Raw genomic sequence first — 17,471 nt, forward strand, 5'->3', positions numbered from 1 at the left:
TCCCGGGTGTTACCGCCATGACCTGGATCAAAGCGGTTGGGATCTTGCCTGGGCCGGTCTGGGCCTTCACTCCTTTACCTGGGTGGGCACCCGCTTCCAGAGAAAGTAGACCCCGTAGGCCACCAGGCCCGCTACCAAGGCCTGGCCCATGGGGTTGGGTAGCCGGAGAAGGCTAAAGACCGCCGCTCCTACTGCCAGGCCTGTGGCTAGGAGCTTTACCCGCTTGGGGATGCCCCTTCCCGCCCGATATCCCTGGATCAGGGAGCCTACCCGGGGAAGGGAAAGAAGCCACCCCTCGAGGCGGGGGTGGCTACGGGAGAAGAGGTAGGCGGCCACTAGGAAGAAGGGGGTGGCTGGGAGGACAGGAAGGAAAAGGCCAAGGAAGCCAAGCCCGGTGAAGAAGAGGCCAAGGCTGAGAAGAGCTAGCTTCATGGTTTTAGGATATCGGCGCTTTGGGAAGAACGCCTTCTGAATAACGCCGCACGAGGAGCTGGCCTTCCGGATCCAGGAGGAGGGGAAGGGGGCTTGCCTGGGGGGTCGGGGCCAGGAGGAAGGCTTGGGCCTCGAGGGCCTCCAGGGCTTCCTTATGGGCGGCCAGGGCCTGGGCCAGGGGGAGGTCCCGCAGCAGGACCAGGGTCCTGCCCTTAAGGTCGGGCAGGTAGACCTTCTGCCCCTCCGGGGTGCGGAGGAGGTAGGGGGGAAGGGGTTGCCGCAGATGCACCATTCCTTCACCCTATCCCCTCTACCCCTGGGGGAAGGTGCCTCAGGGCCTGGGGGTCCTTTGACCCTGGTCATGGACAACCAAGAGCCCCCGGAGGCAGGCTGGACCTTGGAGGTGGACCATGCCCCACGTGATCTGTGAACCCTGCATTGGCGTCAAGGACCGTTCCTGCCAGGAGGTTTGCCCCGTGGAGTGCATCTACGATGCTGGCGACCAGCTTTACATACATCCCGACGAGTGCATTGACTGCGGGGCCTGCGTGCCCGCCTGTCCGGTGAATGCCATCTTCCCCGAAGAGGACGTTCCCGAGCTGTGGCGGATTTACATAGAAAAGAACAGGGAATGGGCAAGGACCCTGCCCAACGTGCATACCCTAGGGGAAAAAGGCTAGGTTTCAGGGTCTTTCTCGTCCCTTGGCCCGCACCGGACGGAAATGCGGCCTCGGTAGGCCAAGTGCCCGAAAACCCCGGCTAAGACGAAGCCGCCCTCAGCGAATAACCTGTGCCAACGCCAAGGGATCGGGGATTTCCACCCGCCGGCCCGAAAGCCGAACGAGTCCCTGGCGGTAGAGCTCCCCCAGGTTGCGGGAGACCGCCTCGGGCACGGTGCCCAGCAGAGCGGCCAGCTCGGAGTTGGTGGGGAGGCGGAAGCCTTGTCCCTCTTCCCTTAGCCTTTCCAGAAGGTACTCGCAGAGCCTTTCCCGCACCTCGTGGAAGACCAGGCGGTCCAGGAGGTGCAAAAGTTGCCCTTGGCGCCGGGCCAGGTAGCGGATCAGTGCCCGGGCCAAGGGGGGGCGGGCCTCCACCAGCTGGAAGAAGCGTTCCTTGGCGATGGCCAGGACCTCGCTCGCCTCCAGGGCCTCGGCGCTGGCGGGATAGGTGGGGCGATCCAGGAAGAGGGCCACTTCGGCCAAAACCCGGCCCGGACCTTCCACGTGCAGGGTGAGCTGTTTTCGCCCGTCCGGGTCCAGCTTGTAGACCCTGATGAGGCCTTTTTGCACCACGAAAAGGGCTCTAACAGGCTCCCCTTCCAGAAAAAGGACTTCTCCTTTCGTGAGGCGTCGGGTCTGGGACTCGCGCCTCAGGGCCTCGAGGTCCCCCAAGGAGAGCTCGCGGAAAAGGGGAACCTGGGAAAGCTCCACACCTCACTCCCTCAGGGCCAGAAGGCGTTCCCTGGCCTCCTCCAGCAAGGGCTCTAAGCGTAACGCCCGGGCATAGGCCTCCTTGGCCACTTCCTTGTAGCCCAAGGCCTCGGCCAGCTCCCCCAAGCGCATCAACCCGGAGAGGGCCCGGTCCTGCAGATAGGCCCGCTCGCCCTCCGCCCACTCCCCGTAGGGGTCGTCCCCGAAGAGGGGGCCCTTGTAAAGTTCTAGGGCCTGGCGCAGGGTCTTAAAAGCGGAAAGGCCCTCCTCCAGGTCGGCCTTGCGCATGAGCTCCTCAAAGCGTTCAAAGTCCAGGTAGCGCTTTTCCGGCAGGTGCAGGCGGTAGTACTCCCCCTCGCGCACCACCAAGCCGGGGAGGGCCTTGCGCAGGTGGTAGACCAGGGCGTAGAGCTCCTGGCGGGCTTTTTCCGGGGGCAGATGGGGGAAGAAGGTCTCGCAAAGCTCGTCTGCGTAAAGGGCGCGCTCCTTGTTGGCTAGAAGGAACTTGAGGAGGCGGAAGGCCCCGGTGCGGCCAAAGCTTTTGGGGGAGAGCTCCTGCCCGCGGTAGCACACCCTGAACCCGCCCAGGGCGTAGACCTCGAGTTCCGGGGGCTCCTCGGGAAGGGGGATGAAAAGCAAGGGGGTAGCCAGGCGGGCCAACCACAGGACTGGGGCAGCCGGCCCGGTGGGAGGCTTGGGCGGGCGGGCGTGGAACAGGGTGCCCACCGCCGCCACCTCGCCCCGGGCCCAAAGGGGGAAGCAGATCCGGGGCCTTCCCTCGGCCTCAGGGCAGTCGGGAAGGCCGTTCTTGAACCCCACCACCTCCCCTCGCCAGGCGGGGCAGTCCCGCATGGCACAGGTGGGCACCAACCCCAGCTCTAGCCGCTCCCCGCCCCGGGTGGCTACCCGGACGCCCGTGGCTTTGCTGAAGCGCTTGAGTTCCTTGAGAAGGTTGTGCCGGGCCTGGCTGACCTCGCCCCGATGGAGGTGTTGCTCCAAGGCCATGAGCCCCGCCTCCCCCAGGCGGGTAAGAAGGGTGTAGAGGGTGCTGGCGAAAAGGGGACCGATGCGGGAAAGGGTGTCCAGGGCCTCCTCGTGCCTGGCCCCCGGGTCGCGGGAGGCCAAGTTCAGAACCCCAATGAGGCCCTGGGGTAGCTCCAGGGGGTAGCAGATGTAGGTCTGGTAGCCCAGTTGCTTCACCTTTTGCCGCAGGTAGCGGGCATCTTGCTGGAGGGCATGAGTGTAAAGGGGCTCGCGCTTCAGGGCCACGATGCCCGGGTAGCCCTCCCCGAGCTGGAACCAGGGCTTTTCCAAAAAGGCCTCGCGGTGCAGGCCCTCGTAGGCGGTGAGGATCAGGTGGTGGCCTTCGGGGTCGGCCAGAAAGAGCTCGGCGGCCTCCATGCCCAGGGCCTTGCGCAAGGTGCCCAAGAAGGTCTCCAGGGCCTCTGGGAAGGCTTCGGGATGGCGTAGGAGGTGCTGGGTGAAGCGGGAGAGCTCCAGCAGGAGGTCCGGGGGCTCGGCCTTTTCTGGGTAAAACTCTATTAAAAAGCCCCCATCCTCCCGGTACCCCTGGCAGCGCAGGCGCTTGCCCTTGAGGAGCAGAGGGGTGCTGGCCCGGTAAGCTCCCCGCTTGAGCTCCCGCTGCACGGGGCATCGGGCGCAGAGAGGGCGGCCAAAGGGGTCCTGCCCCTGCACCAGGAGGGCACAGGGGAGATCGGACCCTTCCAGGCCCAAGGAGGGGTCGGCCTCGAGGACCTTGGCCCTTCCCCAGGGGTCTAGCCGGAGCCGGGCTAGGGGCTTCATCCCTTCTCAGGGTAGGCCCATCTTTTAGGACAGATGTCCCGGAGGGGAGAAGTAGGCGCAAGGTGAGGGTTCCACACTGGGAACCGGAGGTGAGGATGAAGGGAGTAAGGCTCTATCCCCTGGCCCTGGCCTTCCTCCTGGGTCTGGCCCTGGCCCAGGACGGCAAGGCCCTCTACGGGCAGCACTGCGCCGCCTGCCACGGGGCGGAGGGGCAGGGTATACCCGGGGCCATTCCCCCCTTGGCCGGGAACCCCAGGGTGGCCGACGAGGCCTACGTGGTGAAGGTGGTGCGGGAGGGGCTCTCTGGCCCCCTGGAGGTCAAGGGGGTGGCCTATAGCGGGGTCATGCCCCCCATGCCCCAGGTGGCGGAGGCCGACGCCCGGGCCATTGCCCAGTACCTCAAGGGCCTCTCCGGCGCTTCCGCCCAGCCTCCAGCCCCCGCACCCCAGGTACAGGGGGATCCCGCCTTGGGCCGGGCCCTCTATCTGGGACAGAAGGCCCTGCAGAACGGAGGGGCGCCCTGCCAGGCTTGCCACACTGTGGCCGGGGTGGGGTTTCTCGGGGGAGGGTCTCTGGGCCGCGACCTGACGGATGCCGCTAAGCGGCTGGGGGGCGAGGCTGGCCTGAGGGCGGTTTTGCAGAACCCCGCCTTTTTGGTCATGCGGGAGGCTTATAAGGACAAGCCCTTGACCGAAGTAGAGGCTGCGGCCCTGGCGGCCTTCCTGGTCCAGGTTTCCCAGGAGGCGCCCCGGCCGGCTTCCCTCTACCAGGGCCGCTTCCTGGTGGCGGGGCTAGTCCTTTTGGGCCTTTTGCTTCTCTACCAGGCCATCCTCTGGCAAATGCGTCCCCAAAGCCTTGCAGAGCGTATCCGTAGCCAGCTTAGGAGGTAGACATGAAGGACTGGATTAAGGAGATAGAAAGCCCCACGGAGAGGAAGTGGGAGGAGTTCTACCGCAACCGCTTCCAGCACGACAAACGGGTGCGCACCACCCACGGGGTGAATTGCACCGGGAGCTGCTCCTGGGAGGTCTTTGTCAAGGATGGGATCGTCACCTGGGAGCTTCAGGCTACCGACTACCCGAGCCTCGAGGCGGGCCTCCCCCCCTACGAGCCCCGGGGGTGCCAGCGGGGCATTAGCTTCAGCTGGTACCTCTATAGCCCCATCCGGGTGAAGTACCCCTATGCCAAGGGGGCCCTCCTGGACCTCTGGCGGGAGGCCAAGCGGCAGAACCCGGACCCGGTGGCGGCCTGGGAGGCCATCCAACAGGACCCCCACAAGCGCAAGCGCTACCAGAAGGCCAGGGGCAAGGGAGGGTTTAGGCGGGCCAGCTGGGAGGAGGTGCTGGAGCTCATCGCCGCTGCGGTGGTCTCCACGGTAAAGCGCTACGGGCCCGACAGGGTCATCGGCTTCTCCCCCATCCCTGCCATGAGCCAGATCTCCTACGCCGCCGGGAGCCGCTTCCTTTCCCTTCTGGGGGGCGTGCCCATGAGCTTTTACGACTGGTACTGCGACCTGCCCAACGCCTCCCCGGAGATCTGGGGCGAGCAGACCGATGTCCACGAGTCCGCGGACTGGTACAACGCTCGCTTCATCGCCGTCATGGGCTCCAACCTCAACATGACCCGTACCCCCGACACCCACTTCATCGCCGAGGTGCGGCATGCGGGGGCCAAGCTCACCGTCTTCAGCCCCGACTTTTCCCAGGTCTCCAAGTACGCCGACTGGTGGATTCCCATCCACCCTGGCCAGGATGGGGCCTTCTGGATGGCGGTGAACCACGTGCTCCTCAAGGAGTTCTACGCCGAGCGGGAGGTCCCTTACTTCCAGGACTACCTGAAGCGCTACACCGATAGCCCCTTCCTGGTAGAGATCAAAGGGGGCCGCCCCGGGCGTTACCTGCGGGCCAACCGTCTTGCGGAGTACGCCGAGGAGGAGAACGGGGACTTCAAGCTCCTGATCCTTGACGAAACCAAAGGCCCCAGGATGCCCGGAGGCACCCTCGGCTTCCGCTGGCAGAAGGAAAAGGGGAAGTGGAACCTGAAGTTGGAGGACCCCAAGACCGGGGAGCCCCTCAACCCCCGTCTCAGCCTCCTAGGGGTGGAGGACGAGGTGGCCCTGGTGGAGTTTGACGACTTCGCCTCGGACCAAAAGCTCCGGCGGGGCGTGCCGGTGAAGTACCTGACCACCCGGGAAGGGGAGCGGGTGGCGGTGACCACTGTCTTTGACCTGCTCATGGCCCAGTTCGGGGTGGGCCGGGGTCTTCCTGGGGACTACCCCCAGGGCTACGAGGATGACCTGCCCTACACCCCGGCCTGGCAGGAGAAGTGGACCGGCATCCACCGCGATACCCTCCTCAAGTACGCCCGGGCCTGGGGAGAGAACGGCCTGAAAACCAAGGGTAAGAACCTCATCATCATCGGGGCCGGCATCAACCACTGGTACCACAACAACCTCATGTACCGGGCGGGGATCGTGGCCTTGATGCTCACAGGAAGCGTGGGGGTGAACGGGGGCGGCCTCGCCCACTACGTGGGGCAGGAGAAGCTGGCCAACCAGGCTTCCTGGGCCCCTATCGCCTTCGCCACCGACTGGGGCTACCCTCCGCGGCAGCAGAACACCCCCAGCTTCCACTACGTCCACTCCGACCAGTGGCGCTACGAGCGGGGCTTCGCCGCCTACGATAAGACAGCCCAGGGGCTTTCCGATCACACCATTGACCACCAGGTACGGGCGGTCAGGAAGGGATGGCTTCCCTTCTTCCCCCAGTTCAACAAGAACCCCCTGCAGGTGGTGGCGGAGGCCGAGGCCAAGGGGGCCAAGACCGAGGCAGAGATCGTTCAGCACGTGGTGGAGGCCCTGAAGCGGGGGGAGCTCCGGTTTGCTGTGGAGGACCCCGATGCTCCTGAAAACTGGCCTCGAGTCTGGTTTATCTGGCGGGGCAACGCCATCGGTACCAGCGCCAAGGGGCACGAGTTCTTCATGCGCCACTACCTGGGCACCCACAGCACCGCCATCGCCGAAGAACAGGCCGAGGGACACGTGTCAGAGGTGGTCTACCGCAAGCCAGCCCCCGAGGGGAAGCTGGACCTGGTGGTGGACCTCAACTTCCGCATGGATACCAGTGCCCTCTACTCCGACATCGTCCTCCCCGCCGCCACCTGGTACGAGAAGGATGACCTCAATACCACTGACCTGCACACCTTCATCAACCCCCTCCAAGCCGCTGTGCCCCCTGCCTGGGAGTCCAAGCCCGACTGGGAAATCTACAAGGCCATTGCCCGCAAGGTGTCCGAGCTGGCCCGGGTTCACCTGCCCAAGCCGGTGAAGGACATCGTGATGATTCCCCTCCAGCACGACACCCCTGACGAACTGGCCCAGACCGAGGACCGGGACTGGAAGAAGGGGGAGGTGGAGGCCATCCCTGGCAAGACCATGCCCAAGTTCCGGGTGGTGGAGCGGGACTACACCAAGCTCTACGAGAAGATGGTCACCCTGGGCCCGGCGGTGGAGAAGAACGGCGTGGGGATGCACGGGCTTTCCATTCCCGTGGAGGACTTCTACCGGGAGCTGGCCGAGCGCCAGCCGCGAGTCTACGAGGGGGAGAAGCGGCCGAGCCTCGAGGAGGCCCGGGAGGTGGCGGAGGCCATCCTTTTCCTGGACCCCGTTTCCAACGGGGAGCTGGCCTACCGGGCTTTCCTGGACGAGGAGAAGAAAACCGGGGTCCAGCTCACCGACCTGGCCGAGGGGAACCGCCACGTGCGGATCTCCTTCAAGGACCTGGTGGCCCAGCCCCGCCGCCAGCTCACCACCCCCACCTGGAGCGCCATCATCAACCATGGGCGGGCCTACAGCCCCTACACCCTAAACGTGGAGCGCCAGATCCCCTGGCGCACCCTTACAGGGCGGCAACACTTCTACCTGGACCACCCCAACTACCTGGCCTGGGGAGAGCACCTGCCCACCTACAAGCCCAGGCCCGAGGTCTACATGCTCCAAGAAACGGAGAAAAGCGCCAGGGAGGCTCTGGGCAAGCTGATGAACTACATCACTCCCCACGGCAAGTGGTCCATCCACTCCACCTACTCGGAGAACCACCGCATGATGACCCTCTCCCGGGGCGGCTACCCCATCTGGCTTAACGATAAGGACGCCGCGGAGCTGGGCATCCAGGACAACGACTGGGTGGAGCTCTTCAACGACAACGGCGTCTTCGTCCAGCGGGCCATTGTTTCCGCCCGTATTCCCCGGGGTACGGTCTTCGTGTACCACGCCACGGAGCGGACCGTGGGCATTCCCAAAAGCCCCTTGCGGGGCAAGCGGGCGGGAATGAACAACTCCATCACCCGCGCCCGCCTCAAGCCCGTGCTCATGTCGGGGGGCTACGCCCAGTTCACTTACGCCTTCAACTACTGGGGCCCCGTGGGGGTGAACCGGGACACCTGGGTCTACGTGCGCAAGCTGGACAAGGCCCCCGAGTGGTAAGGAGGAAGCCATGAAGGTTAGAGCCCACGTTTCCATGCTCTTCCACCTGGACAAGTGCATCGGCTGCCACACGTGCTCCATTGCCTGCAAGAACCTGTGGACCGACCGCAAAGGTGCGGAGTACATGTGGTGGAACAACGTGGAAACCCGGCCCGGTACCGGGTACCCCACGGGCTGGGAGGACCAGGAGCGCTTCCGGGGCGGCTGGGAGTACAAGGACGGCCACCTGGACCTCCGCCTGCACTCCCGGGCCCAGGGACTTTTCCGTCTCTTCTTTAACCCCGCCCTCCCTTCCCTGGACGACTACTACGAACCCTACACCTTCCGCTATAGCGACCTCTTCACCAGCCCGGAAGGGGAGGATCAGCCCACCGCCATCCCCATCTCCATGATCACGGGGGAACCCATGACCCCAGGGGCCGGGCCCAACTGGGACGATGACCTCTCGGGAAGCCCCCTCTACGCCGCCAACGATCCCAACCTAAAGGGGCTGGACCCCGAGGTGCAGGCCCAGCTTTCCGAGATTGAGGGGGTGGTCTTCCAGTACCTGCCCCGCATCTGCAACCACTGCCTGAACCCGGCCTGCGTGGCCGCATGCCCCTCGGGGGCCATTTACAAGCGGGCGGAGGACGGGGTGGTGCTGGTTAACGAGAACAAGTGCAAGGCATGGCGGATGTGCGTGGCCGCCTGCCCATACAAGAAGGTCTACTACAACTGGGCCACGGGAAAGAGCGAGAAATGCATTCTCTGCTTCCCCCGCCTGGAGACGGGCCAGGCCCCAGCCTGCGCCCATTCCTGCGTGGGGCGGATCCGCTACATGGGGGTCCTGCTTTACGATGCCGACCGCATCCCCGAGGCGGCCATGGTCCCGGACGAACGGCTGGTGGAATCCCAGCTGGACATCATCCTGGACCCCTTTGATCCCGAGGTCATCGCCGCTGCCAGGGCCGAGGGGTTGGATGAGGGCTGGATCAAGGCAGCCCAGAACTCTCCCCTCTACAAGTTCGTCAAGGTCTGGCGCCTGGCCCTGCCCTTGCACCCCGAGTACCGGACTCTGGCCATGATGTTCTACGTCCCCCCTCTTTCCCCAGTGGTGGCTACGGTGGAGAAGGCCCTCAGGGCCAGCCAGGGGAACGGCGGTCTGGTGCGCCTGGACTTGCCCGAAAGCAACCTGGACTTTGAACTCTACGACAATCTGGAAAAGGCTCGCATGCCCGTGGAGTACCTGGCCAACCTCTTTGCTGCGGGGAAGAAGGAGCTCATTGTCCCCATCCTGAAGAAGCTCTTGGCGGTACGCCTCCTGAAGCGGCAGGAAAGCTTGGAAGGGGGTGTTACGGAGAAGGCCCTTAGGGTCCTGGCGGATGCCGGGCTCACCCTCGAGGAGGCCGAGGCCATCTACCGCCTCACCACCTTGCCCACCCTCGAGGAGCGCTTTGTCTTGCCTCCATACCACCGGGAGATGGCCGCCGAGGTCTGGAAAGACCCCCTGGCCGCCAAGGGTGAGGCCGGTTTTGGCTACGTTCAGCCTCCCGTGCGGGGCGAATAGGAGGGTGGCATGGTAAACCCCACGCTCTTGGACACCTTGGCCCTGGCCCTGGACTACCCCATGCCGGGCCGGATGGAGGAGCTCTGGCGGCGCTGGATTGAGTGCCCCCGCGGGCCCGCCAAGCAGAAATTGGAGCGCTTTTTACGCACGGTGGAGGAGCTTTCCCTGGGGGAATGGGAGGAGCTTTACACCCGCACCCTGGACCTGACCCCCACCACCGCCCCCTACGTGGGCTTCGCCGTCTATGGGGAAAGCTACCAGCGCGGGGAGCTCCTCGCCGCCCTGGTCCGGGCCTACCGGGAGCTGAACCTGGACCCGGGTAGCGAACTTCCCGACCACCTGGCTAACGTGCTCCGCTACCTGGCCCGGTGTGAGCACACGCTCCCCGAACTGGTGGACATCCTGCCCAAGGCCCTTTCCGAGATGCACAAGACCCTGAAGACATTGGATGCCAAGAACCCCTACCTCCTGGTGCTGGAGGCGGTGCAGGAGGCGGTCCAAGGGGTCTTGGCCGGGAGGTGAAGGATGAACTGGAACACACTCCTTTTCGGTGTTTTCCCCTACATCGCCCTTACCCTGGCGGTGGGGGTCACCGCTTACCGCATGGTCTACAGGCCCTTCTCGGTCTCGGCCCAGTCCAGCCAGCTTCTGGAGCAGAAGCGCCTCTTCTTCGGCTCTACCGCCATGCACTGGGGCCTGGTCCTGGTTCTCCTGGGCCATCTTTTGGCCCTCCTCCTGCCCAAGGGCCTGCTCCTTTGGAACGCCGTGCCCGTGAGGCTTTATCTCCTGGAGATCACCGGGTTGGGTCTTGGATTTTGGGCTCTGGTGGGCACCTATGTCCTCCTGGCCCGGCGGATCTCGGTGGCCCGGGTGCGGGCGGCCTCCACGGGCATGGACTACCTGGTCCTGGTCCTGATTCTCCTCTCCGCCCTCTCTGGGGTCCTGACCGCCCTCTTCTACCGTTACGGGAGCTTCTGGTTCCCCGCGGTCATGACCCCCTACCTCTGGAGCGTCCTCACCCTGCAGCCCCGGCCTGAGCTCCTCCTGGACCTACCCTTCTGGATCAAGTTCCACGTCTTCAACTTCTGGCTCCTTGTGGCCGTTTTCCCCTTCTCCCGCTTGGTCCACGTGATCACTGTACCTCTGGGCTATCTCCTAAGGCCCTGGCAAATCGTGGTTTGGGTGCGCAAGCTGGCGAGGTGAGCTATGGTTCACGATCCTGTGCAGCTGGAAAAGGAGCGCCCCGAGCGGCTTAGGGTCCTCTGGCTTTCCACCCTGGGCTTCACCCTGATGTTCGCCGTGTGGCTGATGTTCGGGGTGCTGGGGGTGCCCATCCGCAAGGAGTTTGGCCTTACGGACGTGCAGCTTTCCTGGATTTCGGCGGTGGCCATCCTGAATGGCTCCCTGTGGCGCATGGTGACGGGCATCCTGGCCGACCGCTACGGGGGCAAGCTGGTCTTCACCCTCATGCTCTTTTTCACCGCCATCCCGGCCTACTTGGTTTCCCGCGCCGGGAGCTACCAGGAACTCCTCCTTTACGCCTTCTTGGTGGGCTTTGCCGGGAACGCTTTCAGCGTGGGCATCGCCTGGAACTCCGCCTGGTTCCCCAAGGAGCAGCAGGGCTTTGCCCTGGGCCTTTTCGGGGCGGGGAACGTGGGGGCTAGCGTCACCAAGTTCATCGGCCCCGCCCTCATCGCCAGCGTTCCCGCTACCGGTTACCTGGGAGGCCTTGTCCCCGGAGGTTGGCGCTTCATCCCCTTCCTCTATGCCGTGCTTCTGGTGCTGATGGGCTTTGTCATGTGGTTCGGCACCCCCAGGCGGGACAAGCGGCCGGGGCAGGGGCGGCCCCTTTGGGAGATGCTCAGACCCCTCCGCCACATCCGGGTTTGGCGCTTCAGCCTCTACTACGTGGTCGTCTTCGGCGCCTACGTGGCCCTTTCCGCCTGGTTGCCCAAGTACTACGTGGACGTCTTCGGCCTGCCCCTCCACCAGGCCGCTTTGCTCACCGCTCTTTTCATCTTCCCGGCAAGCCTTTTGAGGCCGGTGGGGGGGTACTTCTCCGACCGCCTGGGGGCCAGGCGCGTCATGTACTGGACCTTCTGGAGCATCCTCATTCCCTCGGCCATCCTCATGATGCCTGAAGGTCACATCGTGCTCTACACCAAGGCGGGCCCCAAGGAGGTCATGCAGTTCACCATGAACGTCTGGCTCTTCACCTTCTTGGTCTTCATCATCGGCGTGGGAATGGGCATTGGCAAGGCTGCGGTGTACAAGCACATTCCCACCTACTTCCCTCAGGACGTGGGGGCAGTGGGCGGGTTGGTGGGGATGCTGGGGGCCCTGGGGGGCTTCTTCCTCCCGCCCCTCTTCGCCTACGCCCAGGCCTGGACCGGCCTGCCCCAGATGACCTTCTTCGTCCTCTTCCTCCTCACGGCCATTGCTTTCCTCTGGATGCACCTCACGGTGATCCAGCTTTTGCAACAAGAGGCCAAGCACCTGAAGCACGACTTTGAACTGAAAGGAGACCGTCCATGCTGAAGACCGCAAAGGGCACCTGGCTCACAGAGTGGAACCCGGAAGACCCCACGCGCTGGGATTCCCGGCTCGCCTGGCGTACCCTCTGGATCACTACCTTCAACCTAACTTTGGCCTTCATCACCTGGTTCGTGGTGAGCGCCCTGGTGGTGCGCTTGCCCAAGGTGGGGTTTGAGCTCTCCACCACCCAGCTCTTCTGGCTCACGGCCATGCCTGGCCTGGCTGGGGGCACCTTGCGCATCGTCTGGACCTTCCTGCCCCCCATCCTGGGTACCAGGCACCTGGTCACCTTCTCCACCCTGCTGCTCCTCATCCCCCTTCTGGGTTGGAGCGTGGCCGTCCAGAATACCGGGACTCCCTACTGGGTTCTCCTCCTTCTGGCCTTCTTGGCCGGGATCGGCGGGGGGAACTTCTCGGGTTTCATGCCCTCCACCAGCTACTTCTTCCCCAGGCGGCTTCAGGGTACGGCCCTTGCCCTGCAAGCCGGCATCGGCAACTTCGGGGTCTCGGTGGTGCAGTTCGTCACCCCTTGGATCATCGGCTTTGCCCTCTTCGGTTCCCTGCTGGGTGGGCCCCAGACCTTCACCCCTAAGCCCGGGGTTTCCCAGCCCATCTGGCTGCAGAACGCCACCTTCATCTGGGTTCCCTTCGTGCTCCTGGGGGCCCTTTTGGCCTGGATCTACCTGCGGAGCGTTCCCATCCGGGCCAACTTCCGCGAGCAGTTTGACATCTTCCGCGACAAACACACCTGGGTCATGACCAGCCTGTACATCATGACCTTCGGCTCCTTCTCCGGGTTTTCCGCCATCTTCCCCCTTTTGATCCGGGAGGTGTACGGGAAGTTTGACGGGGCCCCCGACCCCTTGCGCTACGCCTTCTTGGGGCCTTTGGTGGGCTCCCTTTCCCGGATCCTCGCAGGGCCCCTCACCGACCGTTTTGGCGGAGCCATCGTGACCCAGGTTTCGGCGCTGGGCATCTTCCTATCAGCCCTCCTGGTTACCCTGTACACCCGGCCGACTTCCCTGGAACAGTTCCCTATGTTCGTGGGGGCTATGTTGGCCGTCTTCTTCTTCGCCGGGGTGGGGAACGCCAGCACCTTCAAGCAGATGCCCATGATCTTCCCGCCCCGGCAGGCGGGTGGGGTCATCGGCTGGACGGCGGCCATCGGCGCTTACGGGCCCTTTATCTTCTCCACACTAGCCGCTTACACCCAAAAGGCCACGGGGGGCTTTACCGCCTTTTTCTACGGCCTCATGGTCTTCTACGCTCTGAACCTCTTCCTGAACTGGTACTACTATGCCCGCAAGGGGGCGGAGAAGCCCTGTTGAATCCAGGCCTGCCTGGTGGCCCCGCCTTTGGCGGGGGCTTTTCCCTTTGACCCAGGTCATGGCGAAAGGGGAACTGGCCCGGGGAAACTGAGGGCGCTATGGAGCTGGACGTTCGCACCATACCCCCAAGAGAGCGGCACCCACGGATTTTTGGCGTCTTTGACAGCTTGAAGCCGGGGCAGAGCTTCGTTTTGGTCAACGACCACGACCCCAAACCCCTCTACTACCAGCTCATGGCCGAGCGCCCGGGCCAGGTGGACTGGACCTATTTGGAGGAGGGCCCGGAGGTATGGCGGGTGCGGATCGGGAAGAAGTAGTCCGCCCCGAGATGAAGGTGGCGGAGGTCCTAAAGCGCTGGCCCCACCTCCTCGAGGTCCTGGTGGCGGCAAGCCCCGCCTTCCAGAAGCTCAAAAACCCCCTCCTCCGCCGCACCATGCCCAACCTGGTCACCGTGGCCCAGGCGGCGAGGATCGGAGGCCTGGAGCCGGAGGAGCTCGTGGCAAGGCTCAACCGGGCCCTGGGGGTGGAGGCCAGGCCCCCCGTGGCCAAGGCGGAGGAGAGCCTCCTCGGCACCCCGCCCCCTCCCTGGCTTTCCGCCCCCGTGGGCTTCCGGCTGGACGTCCGGCCTACCCTCGAGGCGGGAGGGGAGCCTTTCCAGGCCATCATGGCGGCGGCCAAGGAGGTGAAGCCCGGGGAGAGGCTCGTGCTGGAGGTGCTCTTTGAGCCCATACCTCTCTACAAGGTCCTGGGGAAGCAAGGCTTCCTGGCCTGGTGCGAGCGGCTTGGGGAAAGGCACTACCGGGCCCACTTCTACCGACAGGAGGTGGGGGAGGGGAGGAAGGGGGAAAGGGACCATGCCGCCCCCCTCACCGAGGCGGACTGGGAGGACTTCCAGGCCGAGGTCTTCATTGAGGAGAACCTGGAGCCTCCTTTGCCCATGATGCGGGTCCTCGAGGCCCTGGCCGCCCTCAAACCGGGGGAGAAGCTTCTCGTCCACCACGTGCGCAGGCCCATCCACCTCCTCGCCCGCCTCGAGGAGGAGGGGCACGCTTACCTGCTCAAGGACCTGGGCCCGGGGCAGGTGAAGATCCTGATCCGGAAAGGGGGGTAGGCCTTCAAAGCCCATGGGCTTTTGGCACTTCCTCTTCATCCGGGCGGCTCTTTTATACCTTATCTACACCGCCCTCTTGGGCACGCTTTTCTACTTCTTCCCAGGGCTGGTGGGGCCCTTCAGGCCCTCCCACGTGCACGCCGGGCTGGTGGGCTTCTTCCTGCAGATGGTCATGGGGGTGGCCTACTGGATGATGCCGAGGCCGGGAGGCTTGAGGCAGGATGCCCTCGAGGCCCTCACCTTCCTTCTCCTCAATGCCGGCCTCCTCCTGAGGCTTTTCCTGGAGCCCCTCCACCTCCTGGGCCAGGAGGGGCTGCGCCCTTGGCTCGGGCTTTCCGGGGGGCTCCAGCTTCTCGCCACCTTGGTCTTCGCCTTGGCCATGCGTAGGCGGGTGGTCACGGGGGATATGCTGAGGAAAATGCGCGAGGAGCGGGAAAGGAGAGGAGGATGAAGCCGGTCGTCGTCTGGGAGGAGGCCCTCGTTCTGGACCTACCGCCCCTGCCGGAGGAGGTTTTCGCTGACCTCTTGGCCTTCGGGGGGCTGGGGGAGGAGGCCAGACGGGCCATGCGCCTGGATGCGGAAAGGCTTCTGGAGGGGGCCGCAGCCTTTGTGGCCCGGGTCTACGACCACCTGAGCCGCCATCCCGGCACCGCCCGCGCCCTGGGCTGGGAGGGGAGGGTGCCCGAGGAGGAGCTTTACCTGCGTAGGGCTTTTTTCTCCGCCTGGCTGGCCCGCACCTTCGGGGTGGATACCTCCCCCGAGTTTGCCCGGGAGGTGTATAGGGCGGGCCTCTGGCATGGGGGGCTTGGGCCCAAGGCGGCCCTCATCCCCCCGGAGTACGTGGGCCTGGCCTTCGCCGAGGTGGGGCGGTACGTGGCGGAGCGGGTGGGGGACGTGGGGCCTTGGCTGGTTTATCTGGCTGCCCAGGTGGAGGTGATGCGCAAGGGCTTTGACGCCGCCCTGGCCCTGAAGGAAGGGAGGGCACGTGTGAGCTTCCAGGCGCTGGGGCTGGCCTACCCCGCCCTGCCCAAGCCCGTGGCCCTGCAGGCAGGAAGCGTGGGGGAGGCGCTTGGCAAGGTCTTCGCCGCCCACCCCGCCCTGCGGGACCTGGCCCTCGAGGCCCTCCCCGCCGAGGAGGAGGTGGGGCTTTGGCTTTCCCCCAAGACCCTCTACTCCCTGCGCCCCCGCTGGGCGGTGCTTCGCAATGGCCGGGATGTGCGGTATCTGGAGGGGCTGGCCACTCCGTTGGGAGAGGGGGACCTCCTCACCCTCCTACCCCCGGGGCGGTGAGGGGGTCATGACCTGGGTCATGGCCCATTCCGAGCGCCGAACTCAGATTTAGGACGATGCTGGCGAGCGTCCACACCCGGGTTGTTCCCCTCGCCCTTCCCGCAGGGTTCATCTTCCTGGGGGAGGGGTTCTTCCTCTTCTCGGGCCTGGTTCTGGCCCTTCACCCCGAGGTCCTCTCCCTTCCCCGGCACCCTCTAGGTCTCGCCGGGGCTCACCTCTTCCTCTTGGGCTTCGGGGTGGGGGTGCTCCTCGGGGCTTTGCACCAGCTCCTGCCCGTGGTCCTCGAGGTGCCCCTCTACCGCCTGGGGTGGGGGTACCCGGTGATGGCCCTCTGGGCCCTGGGGGTAGCCCTCCTGGCCTTGGGCTTTGCCCAGGTCCCAGTTTTGGTGCCGGTGGGGGGAAGCCTGGCCCTTTTGGCCCTCCTCTTCTTCGCCTACAATGCTTACCGCACCTTTCGCCTGGCCCCCCGGTGGAACCGGGTGGCCACCGCCTTGGCCTGGGTGGGCTTCTACGTGGTCCTCACCCCCCTTTTGGGCCTTGTGCAGGCCCTTTCTCTGCGTTACGGCTTTTACGACCCGGAAAGGCTCACTTGGCACCTCCTCGCTGGCTTGGGCGGGGTCTTCCTCCTCTCCATCCTGGGGGTGGGATACAAGCTTCTTTCCATGTTCACCCTCACCCACGAGGTGGACGAGCGGGTCCTGGGGCTTTTCCTCTGGGTGGCCAACCTGGGGCTTTTGGGCGTGGCATTGGGAGAACGGCTGGGGTACCTCCTTCTCCTCCTGGCCTACGCCCTGGCCCTCTACGACACCTGGCGCATTCTCAAAAACCGCATGAAAAAATCCCTGGACATCGGGGTGCGCCACTATCTCGGGGGGCTTTGCTTCCTGGGCCTCTCCTTGGTCGCCCTGCCCTTTAGCCCCGTGCAGGCCGCTTTGTGGTTTACCCTGGGCTTTGTGGGCCTGGTGGTCACCGGGATGCTCTATAAGATCTTTCCCTTTTTGGTCTGGACCCACCGCTACGCCCCTAAAGCGGGTAAGGAGCGGGTTCCCCTTCTCAAAGACATGCTCCCCGAGGGGGCGGGGTACTTGGCAGGGATGCTTCTGGCGGCGGGGGCGCTCCTCTTCCCCCTGTTTCCCTGGGCGGGGTGGGTCTACTTCCTGGGGATTTTCCCCCACCTTTACGCCCTTTGGGAGGTGATGCGGCGATGAACCCTTTGGAGGAACAGGCGTGGAACCTTTTGCGGACGGTTTATGATCCGGAGCTGGGCTTGGACGTGGTGAACCTGGGGCTCATCTATGTGCTCAAGGTGGAGCCCCCTAGGGTCCACGTGCGCATGACCCTTACCACCCCGGGCTGCCCCCTGCACGACAGCATGGGGGAGGCGGTACGCCAAGCCCTTTCCCGCCTTCCGGGGATAGAGGAGGTGGCGGTGGAGCTGACCTTTGACCCCCCCTGGACCCCGGCCCGGCTCTCCCCGGAGGCCCGGCGGCTCCTGGGCGGGGTCTGAGCGCAG

General features: G+C 64.9%; 18 protein-coding genes. 14 read left to right on the plus strand and 4 right to left on the minus strand.

Annotation, left to right across the window (positions count from 1 at the left end):
• Window positions 1-66: 66 nt before the first annotated feature.
• The gene (locus B128_RS0109670; RefSeq protein ID WP_018112071.1) at window positions 67-432 is read right to left on the minus strand and encodes a YbaN family protein; all 366 of its coding nucleotides are present in this window, start codon (window positions 430-432) and stop codon (window positions 67-69) included.
• A gap of 4 nt (window positions 433-436) precedes the next feature.
• The gene (locus B128_RS12380) at window positions 437-724 is read right to left on the minus strand and encodes a hypothetical protein (protein ID WP_018112072.1); all 288 of its coding nucleotides are present in this window, start codon (window positions 722-724) and stop codon (window positions 437-439) included.
• Between the two features lie 118 nt (window positions 725-842).
• Here B128_RS12380 and B128_RS0109680 point away from each other — a divergent pair, with 118 nt between their 5' ends.
• A complete protein-coding gene (locus B128_RS0109680) occupies window positions 843-1,112 on the plus strand; it encodes a ferredoxin family protein (protein ID WP_018112073.1) in 270 nt (89 codons plus the stop codon).
• 96 nt (window positions 1,113-1,208) lie between these two features.
• On the opposite strand, the gene B128_RS0109685 is transcribed toward B128_RS0109680, so the two are convergent.
• Both B128_RS0109685 and B128_RS0109690 read right to left on the minus strand, forming a co-directional pair.
• Window positions 1,209-1,862 carry a Crp/Fnr family transcriptional regulator gene (locus B128_RS0109685; protein ID WP_018112074.1) on the minus strand — a complete coding sequence of 218 codons (654 nt, stop codon included), beginning with the start codon at window positions 1,860-1,862 and terminating at the stop codon, window positions 1,209-1,211.
• Between the two features lie 3 nt (window positions 1,863-1,865).
• Window positions 1,866-3,665: an AfsR/SARP family transcriptional regulator gene (locus tag B128_RS0109690; protein WP_018112075.1), complete on the minus strand. Its 1,800-nt coding sequence runs from the start codon at window positions 3,663-3,665 to the stop codon at window positions 1,866-1,868.
• A gap of 95 nt (window positions 3,666-3,760) precedes the next feature.
• Here B128_RS0109690 and B128_RS0109695 point away from each other — a divergent pair, with 95 nt between their 5' ends.
• From B128_RS0109695 to B128_RS0109755, 13 genes are all read left to right on the plus strand, one after another.
• Entirely contained in the window at window positions 3,761-4,555 is a 795-nt protein-coding gene (locus B128_RS0109695) for a c-type cytochrome (protein WP_018112076.1), read from the plus strand.
• Between the two features lie 2 nt (window positions 4,556-4,557).
• Window positions 4,558-8,148 (plus strand): nitrate reductase subunit alpha, encoded by a 3,591-nt coding sequence (locus tag B128_RS0109700; RefSeq protein WP_018112077.1) that lies wholly within the window; start codon window positions 4,558-4,560, stop codon window positions 8,146-8,148.
• Window positions 8,149-8,158: 10 nt separating this feature from the next.
• Window positions 8,159-9,694: a nitrate reductase subunit beta gene (gene narH, locus B128_RS0109705; RefSeq protein WP_018112078.1), complete on the plus strand. Its 1,536-nt coding sequence runs from the start codon at window positions 8,159-8,161 to the stop codon at window positions 9,692-9,694.
• A 9-nt stretch (window positions 9,695-9,703) separates the two neighbouring features.
• Complete coding sequence (locus B128_RS0109710; protein WP_018112079.1) at window positions 9,704-10,216, plus strand: nitrate reductase molybdenum cofactor assembly chaperone; 513 nt, start codon at window positions 9,704-9,706, stop codon at window positions 10,214-10,216.
• A gap of 3 nt (window positions 10,217-10,219) precedes the next feature.
• The gene (gene narI, locus B128_RS0109715; RefSeq protein WP_018112080.1) at window positions 10,220-10,897 is read left to right on the plus strand and encodes a respiratory nitrate reductase subunit gamma; all 678 of its coding nucleotides are present in this window, start codon (window positions 10,220-10,222) and stop codon (window positions 10,895-10,897) included.
• A gap of 3 nt (window positions 10,898-10,900) precedes the next feature.
• Complete coding sequence (locus tag B128_RS0109720) at window positions 10,901-12,232, plus strand: MFS transporter (protein WP_026175164.1); 1,332 nt, start codon at window positions 10,901-10,903, stop codon at window positions 12,230-12,232.
• Window positions 12,226-13,557 (plus strand): MFS transporter, encoded by a 1,332-nt coding sequence (locus B128_RS0109725; protein ID WP_018112082.1) that lies wholly within the window; start codon window positions 12,226-12,228, stop codon window positions 13,555-13,557. Before B128_RS0109720 ends, B128_RS0109725 begins: the two co-directional genes overlap by 7 nt.
• Before the next feature lie 98 nt (window positions 13,558-13,655).
• Window positions 13,656-13,874: a DUF2249 domain-containing protein gene (locus tag B128_RS0109730; protein WP_018112083.1), complete on the plus strand. Its 219-nt coding sequence runs from the start codon at window positions 13,656-13,658 to the stop codon at window positions 13,872-13,874.
• Window positions 13,847-14,668: a DUF2249 domain-containing protein gene (locus tag B128_RS0109735; protein WP_026175165.1), complete on the plus strand. Its 822-nt coding sequence runs from the start codon at window positions 13,847-13,849 to the stop codon at window positions 14,666-14,668. The genes B128_RS0109730 and B128_RS0109735 overlap by 28 nt, the downstream gene beginning before the upstream one ends.
• A gap of 13 nt (window positions 14,669-14,681) precedes the next feature.
• Window positions 14,682-15,119 carry a hypothetical protein gene (locus tag B128_RS0109740; protein WP_018112085.1) on the plus strand — a complete coding sequence of 146 codons (438 nt, stop codon included), beginning with the start codon at window positions 14,682-14,684 and terminating at the stop codon, window positions 15,117-15,119.
• The gene (locus tag B128_RS0109745; RefSeq protein ID WP_018112086.1) at window positions 15,116-15,958 is read left to right on the plus strand and encodes a protoglobin domain-containing protein; all 843 of its coding nucleotides are present in this window, start codon (window positions 15,116-15,118) and stop codon (window positions 15,956-15,958) included. The genes B128_RS0109740 and B128_RS0109745 overlap by 4 nt, the downstream gene beginning before the upstream one ends.
• Window positions 15,959-16,014: 56 nt before the next feature.
• Complete coding sequence (locus tag B128_RS0109750; RefSeq protein ID WP_018112087.1) at window positions 16,015-17,166, plus strand: hypothetical protein; 1,152 nt, start codon at window positions 16,015-16,017, stop codon at window positions 17,164-17,166.
• A complete protein-coding gene (locus B128_RS0109755; protein WP_018112088.1) occupies window positions 17,163-17,465 on the plus strand; it encodes a metal-sulfur cluster assembly factor in 303 nt (100 codons plus the stop codon). The genes B128_RS0109750 and B128_RS0109755 overlap by 4 nt, the downstream gene beginning before the upstream one ends.
• Window positions 17,466-17,471: the final 6 nt, after the last annotated feature.

Origin of the sequence: Thermus igniterrae ATCC 700962, assembly GCF_000376265.1 — a bacterium.
In the GTDB taxonomy this organism is placed as follows: Bacteria; Deinococcota; Deinococci; order Deinococcales; family Thermaceae; genus Thermus; species Thermus igniterrae.

Excerpts from the sequence above, each read along its gene's own strand:
- B128_RS0109695 (WP_018112076.1), top strand. The coding sequence starts at position 3,761 with ATGAAGGGAGTAAGGCTCTATCCCCTGGCCCTGGCCTTCCTCCTGGGT.
- B128_RS0109710 (WP_018112079.1), top strand. The coding sequence starts at position 9,704 with ATGGTAAACCCCACGCTCTTGGACACCTTGGCCCTGGCCCTGGACTAC.
- B128_RS0109725 (WP_018112082.1), top strand. The coding sequence starts at position 12,226 with ATGCTGAAGACCGCAAAGGGCACCTGGCTCACAGAGTGGAACCCGGAA.
- narI (WP_018112080.1), top strand. The coding sequence starts at position 10,220 with ATGAACTGGAACACACTCCTTTTCGGTGTTTTCCCCTACATCGCCCTT.
- B128_RS0109745 (WP_018112086.1), top strand. The coding sequence starts at position 15,116 with ATGAAGCCGGTCGTCGTCTGGGAGGAGGCCCTCGTTCTGGACCTACCG.
- narH (WP_018112078.1), top strand. The coding sequence starts at position 8,159 with ATGAAGGTTAGAGCCCACGTTTCCATGCTCTTCCACCTGGACAAGTGC.
- B128_RS0109750 (WP_018112087.1), top strand. The coding sequence starts at position 16,015 with ATGCTGGCGAGCGTCCACACCCGGGTTGTTCCCCTCGCCCTTCCCGCA.
- B128_RS0109730 (WP_018112083.1), top strand. The coding sequence starts at position 13,656 with ATGGAGCTGGACGTTCGCACCATACCCCCAAGAGAGCGGCACCCACGG.
- B128_RS0109690 (WP_018112075.1), bottom strand. The coding sequence starts at position 3,665 with ATGAAGCCCCTAGCCCGGCTCCGGCTAGACCCCTGGGGAAGGGCCAAG.
- B128_RS0109755 (WP_018112088.1), top strand. The coding sequence starts at position 17,163 with ATGAACCCTTTGGAGGAACAGGCGTGGAACCTTTTGCGGACGGTTTAT.
- B128_RS12380 (WP_018112072.1), bottom strand. The coding sequence starts at position 724 with ATGGTGCATCTGCGGCAACCCCTTCCCCCCTACCTCCTCCGCACCCCG.
- B128_RS0109680 (WP_018112073.1), top strand. The coding sequence starts at position 843 with ATGCCCCACGTGATCTGTGAACCCTGCATTGGCGTCAAGGACCGTTCC.
- B128_RS0109740 (WP_018112085.1), top strand. The coding sequence starts at position 14,682 with ATGGGCTTTTGGCACTTCCTCTTCATCCGGGCGGCTCTTTTATACCTT.
- B128_RS0109700 (WP_018112077.1), top strand. The coding sequence starts at position 4,558 with ATGAAGGACTGGATTAAGGAGATAGAAAGCCCCACGGAGAGGAAGTGG.
- B128_RS0109735 (WP_026175165.1), top strand. The coding sequence starts at position 13,847 with ATGGCGGGTGCGGATCGGGAAGAAGTAGTCCGCCCCGAGATGAAGGTG.
- B128_RS0109720 (WP_026175164.1), top strand. The coding sequence starts at position 10,901 with ATGGTTCACGATCCTGTGCAGCTGGAAAAGGAGCGCCCCGAGCGGCTT.
- B128_RS0109670 (WP_018112071.1), bottom strand. The coding sequence starts at position 432 with ATGAAGCTAGCTCTTCTCAGCCTTGGCCTCTTCTTCACCGGGCTTGGC.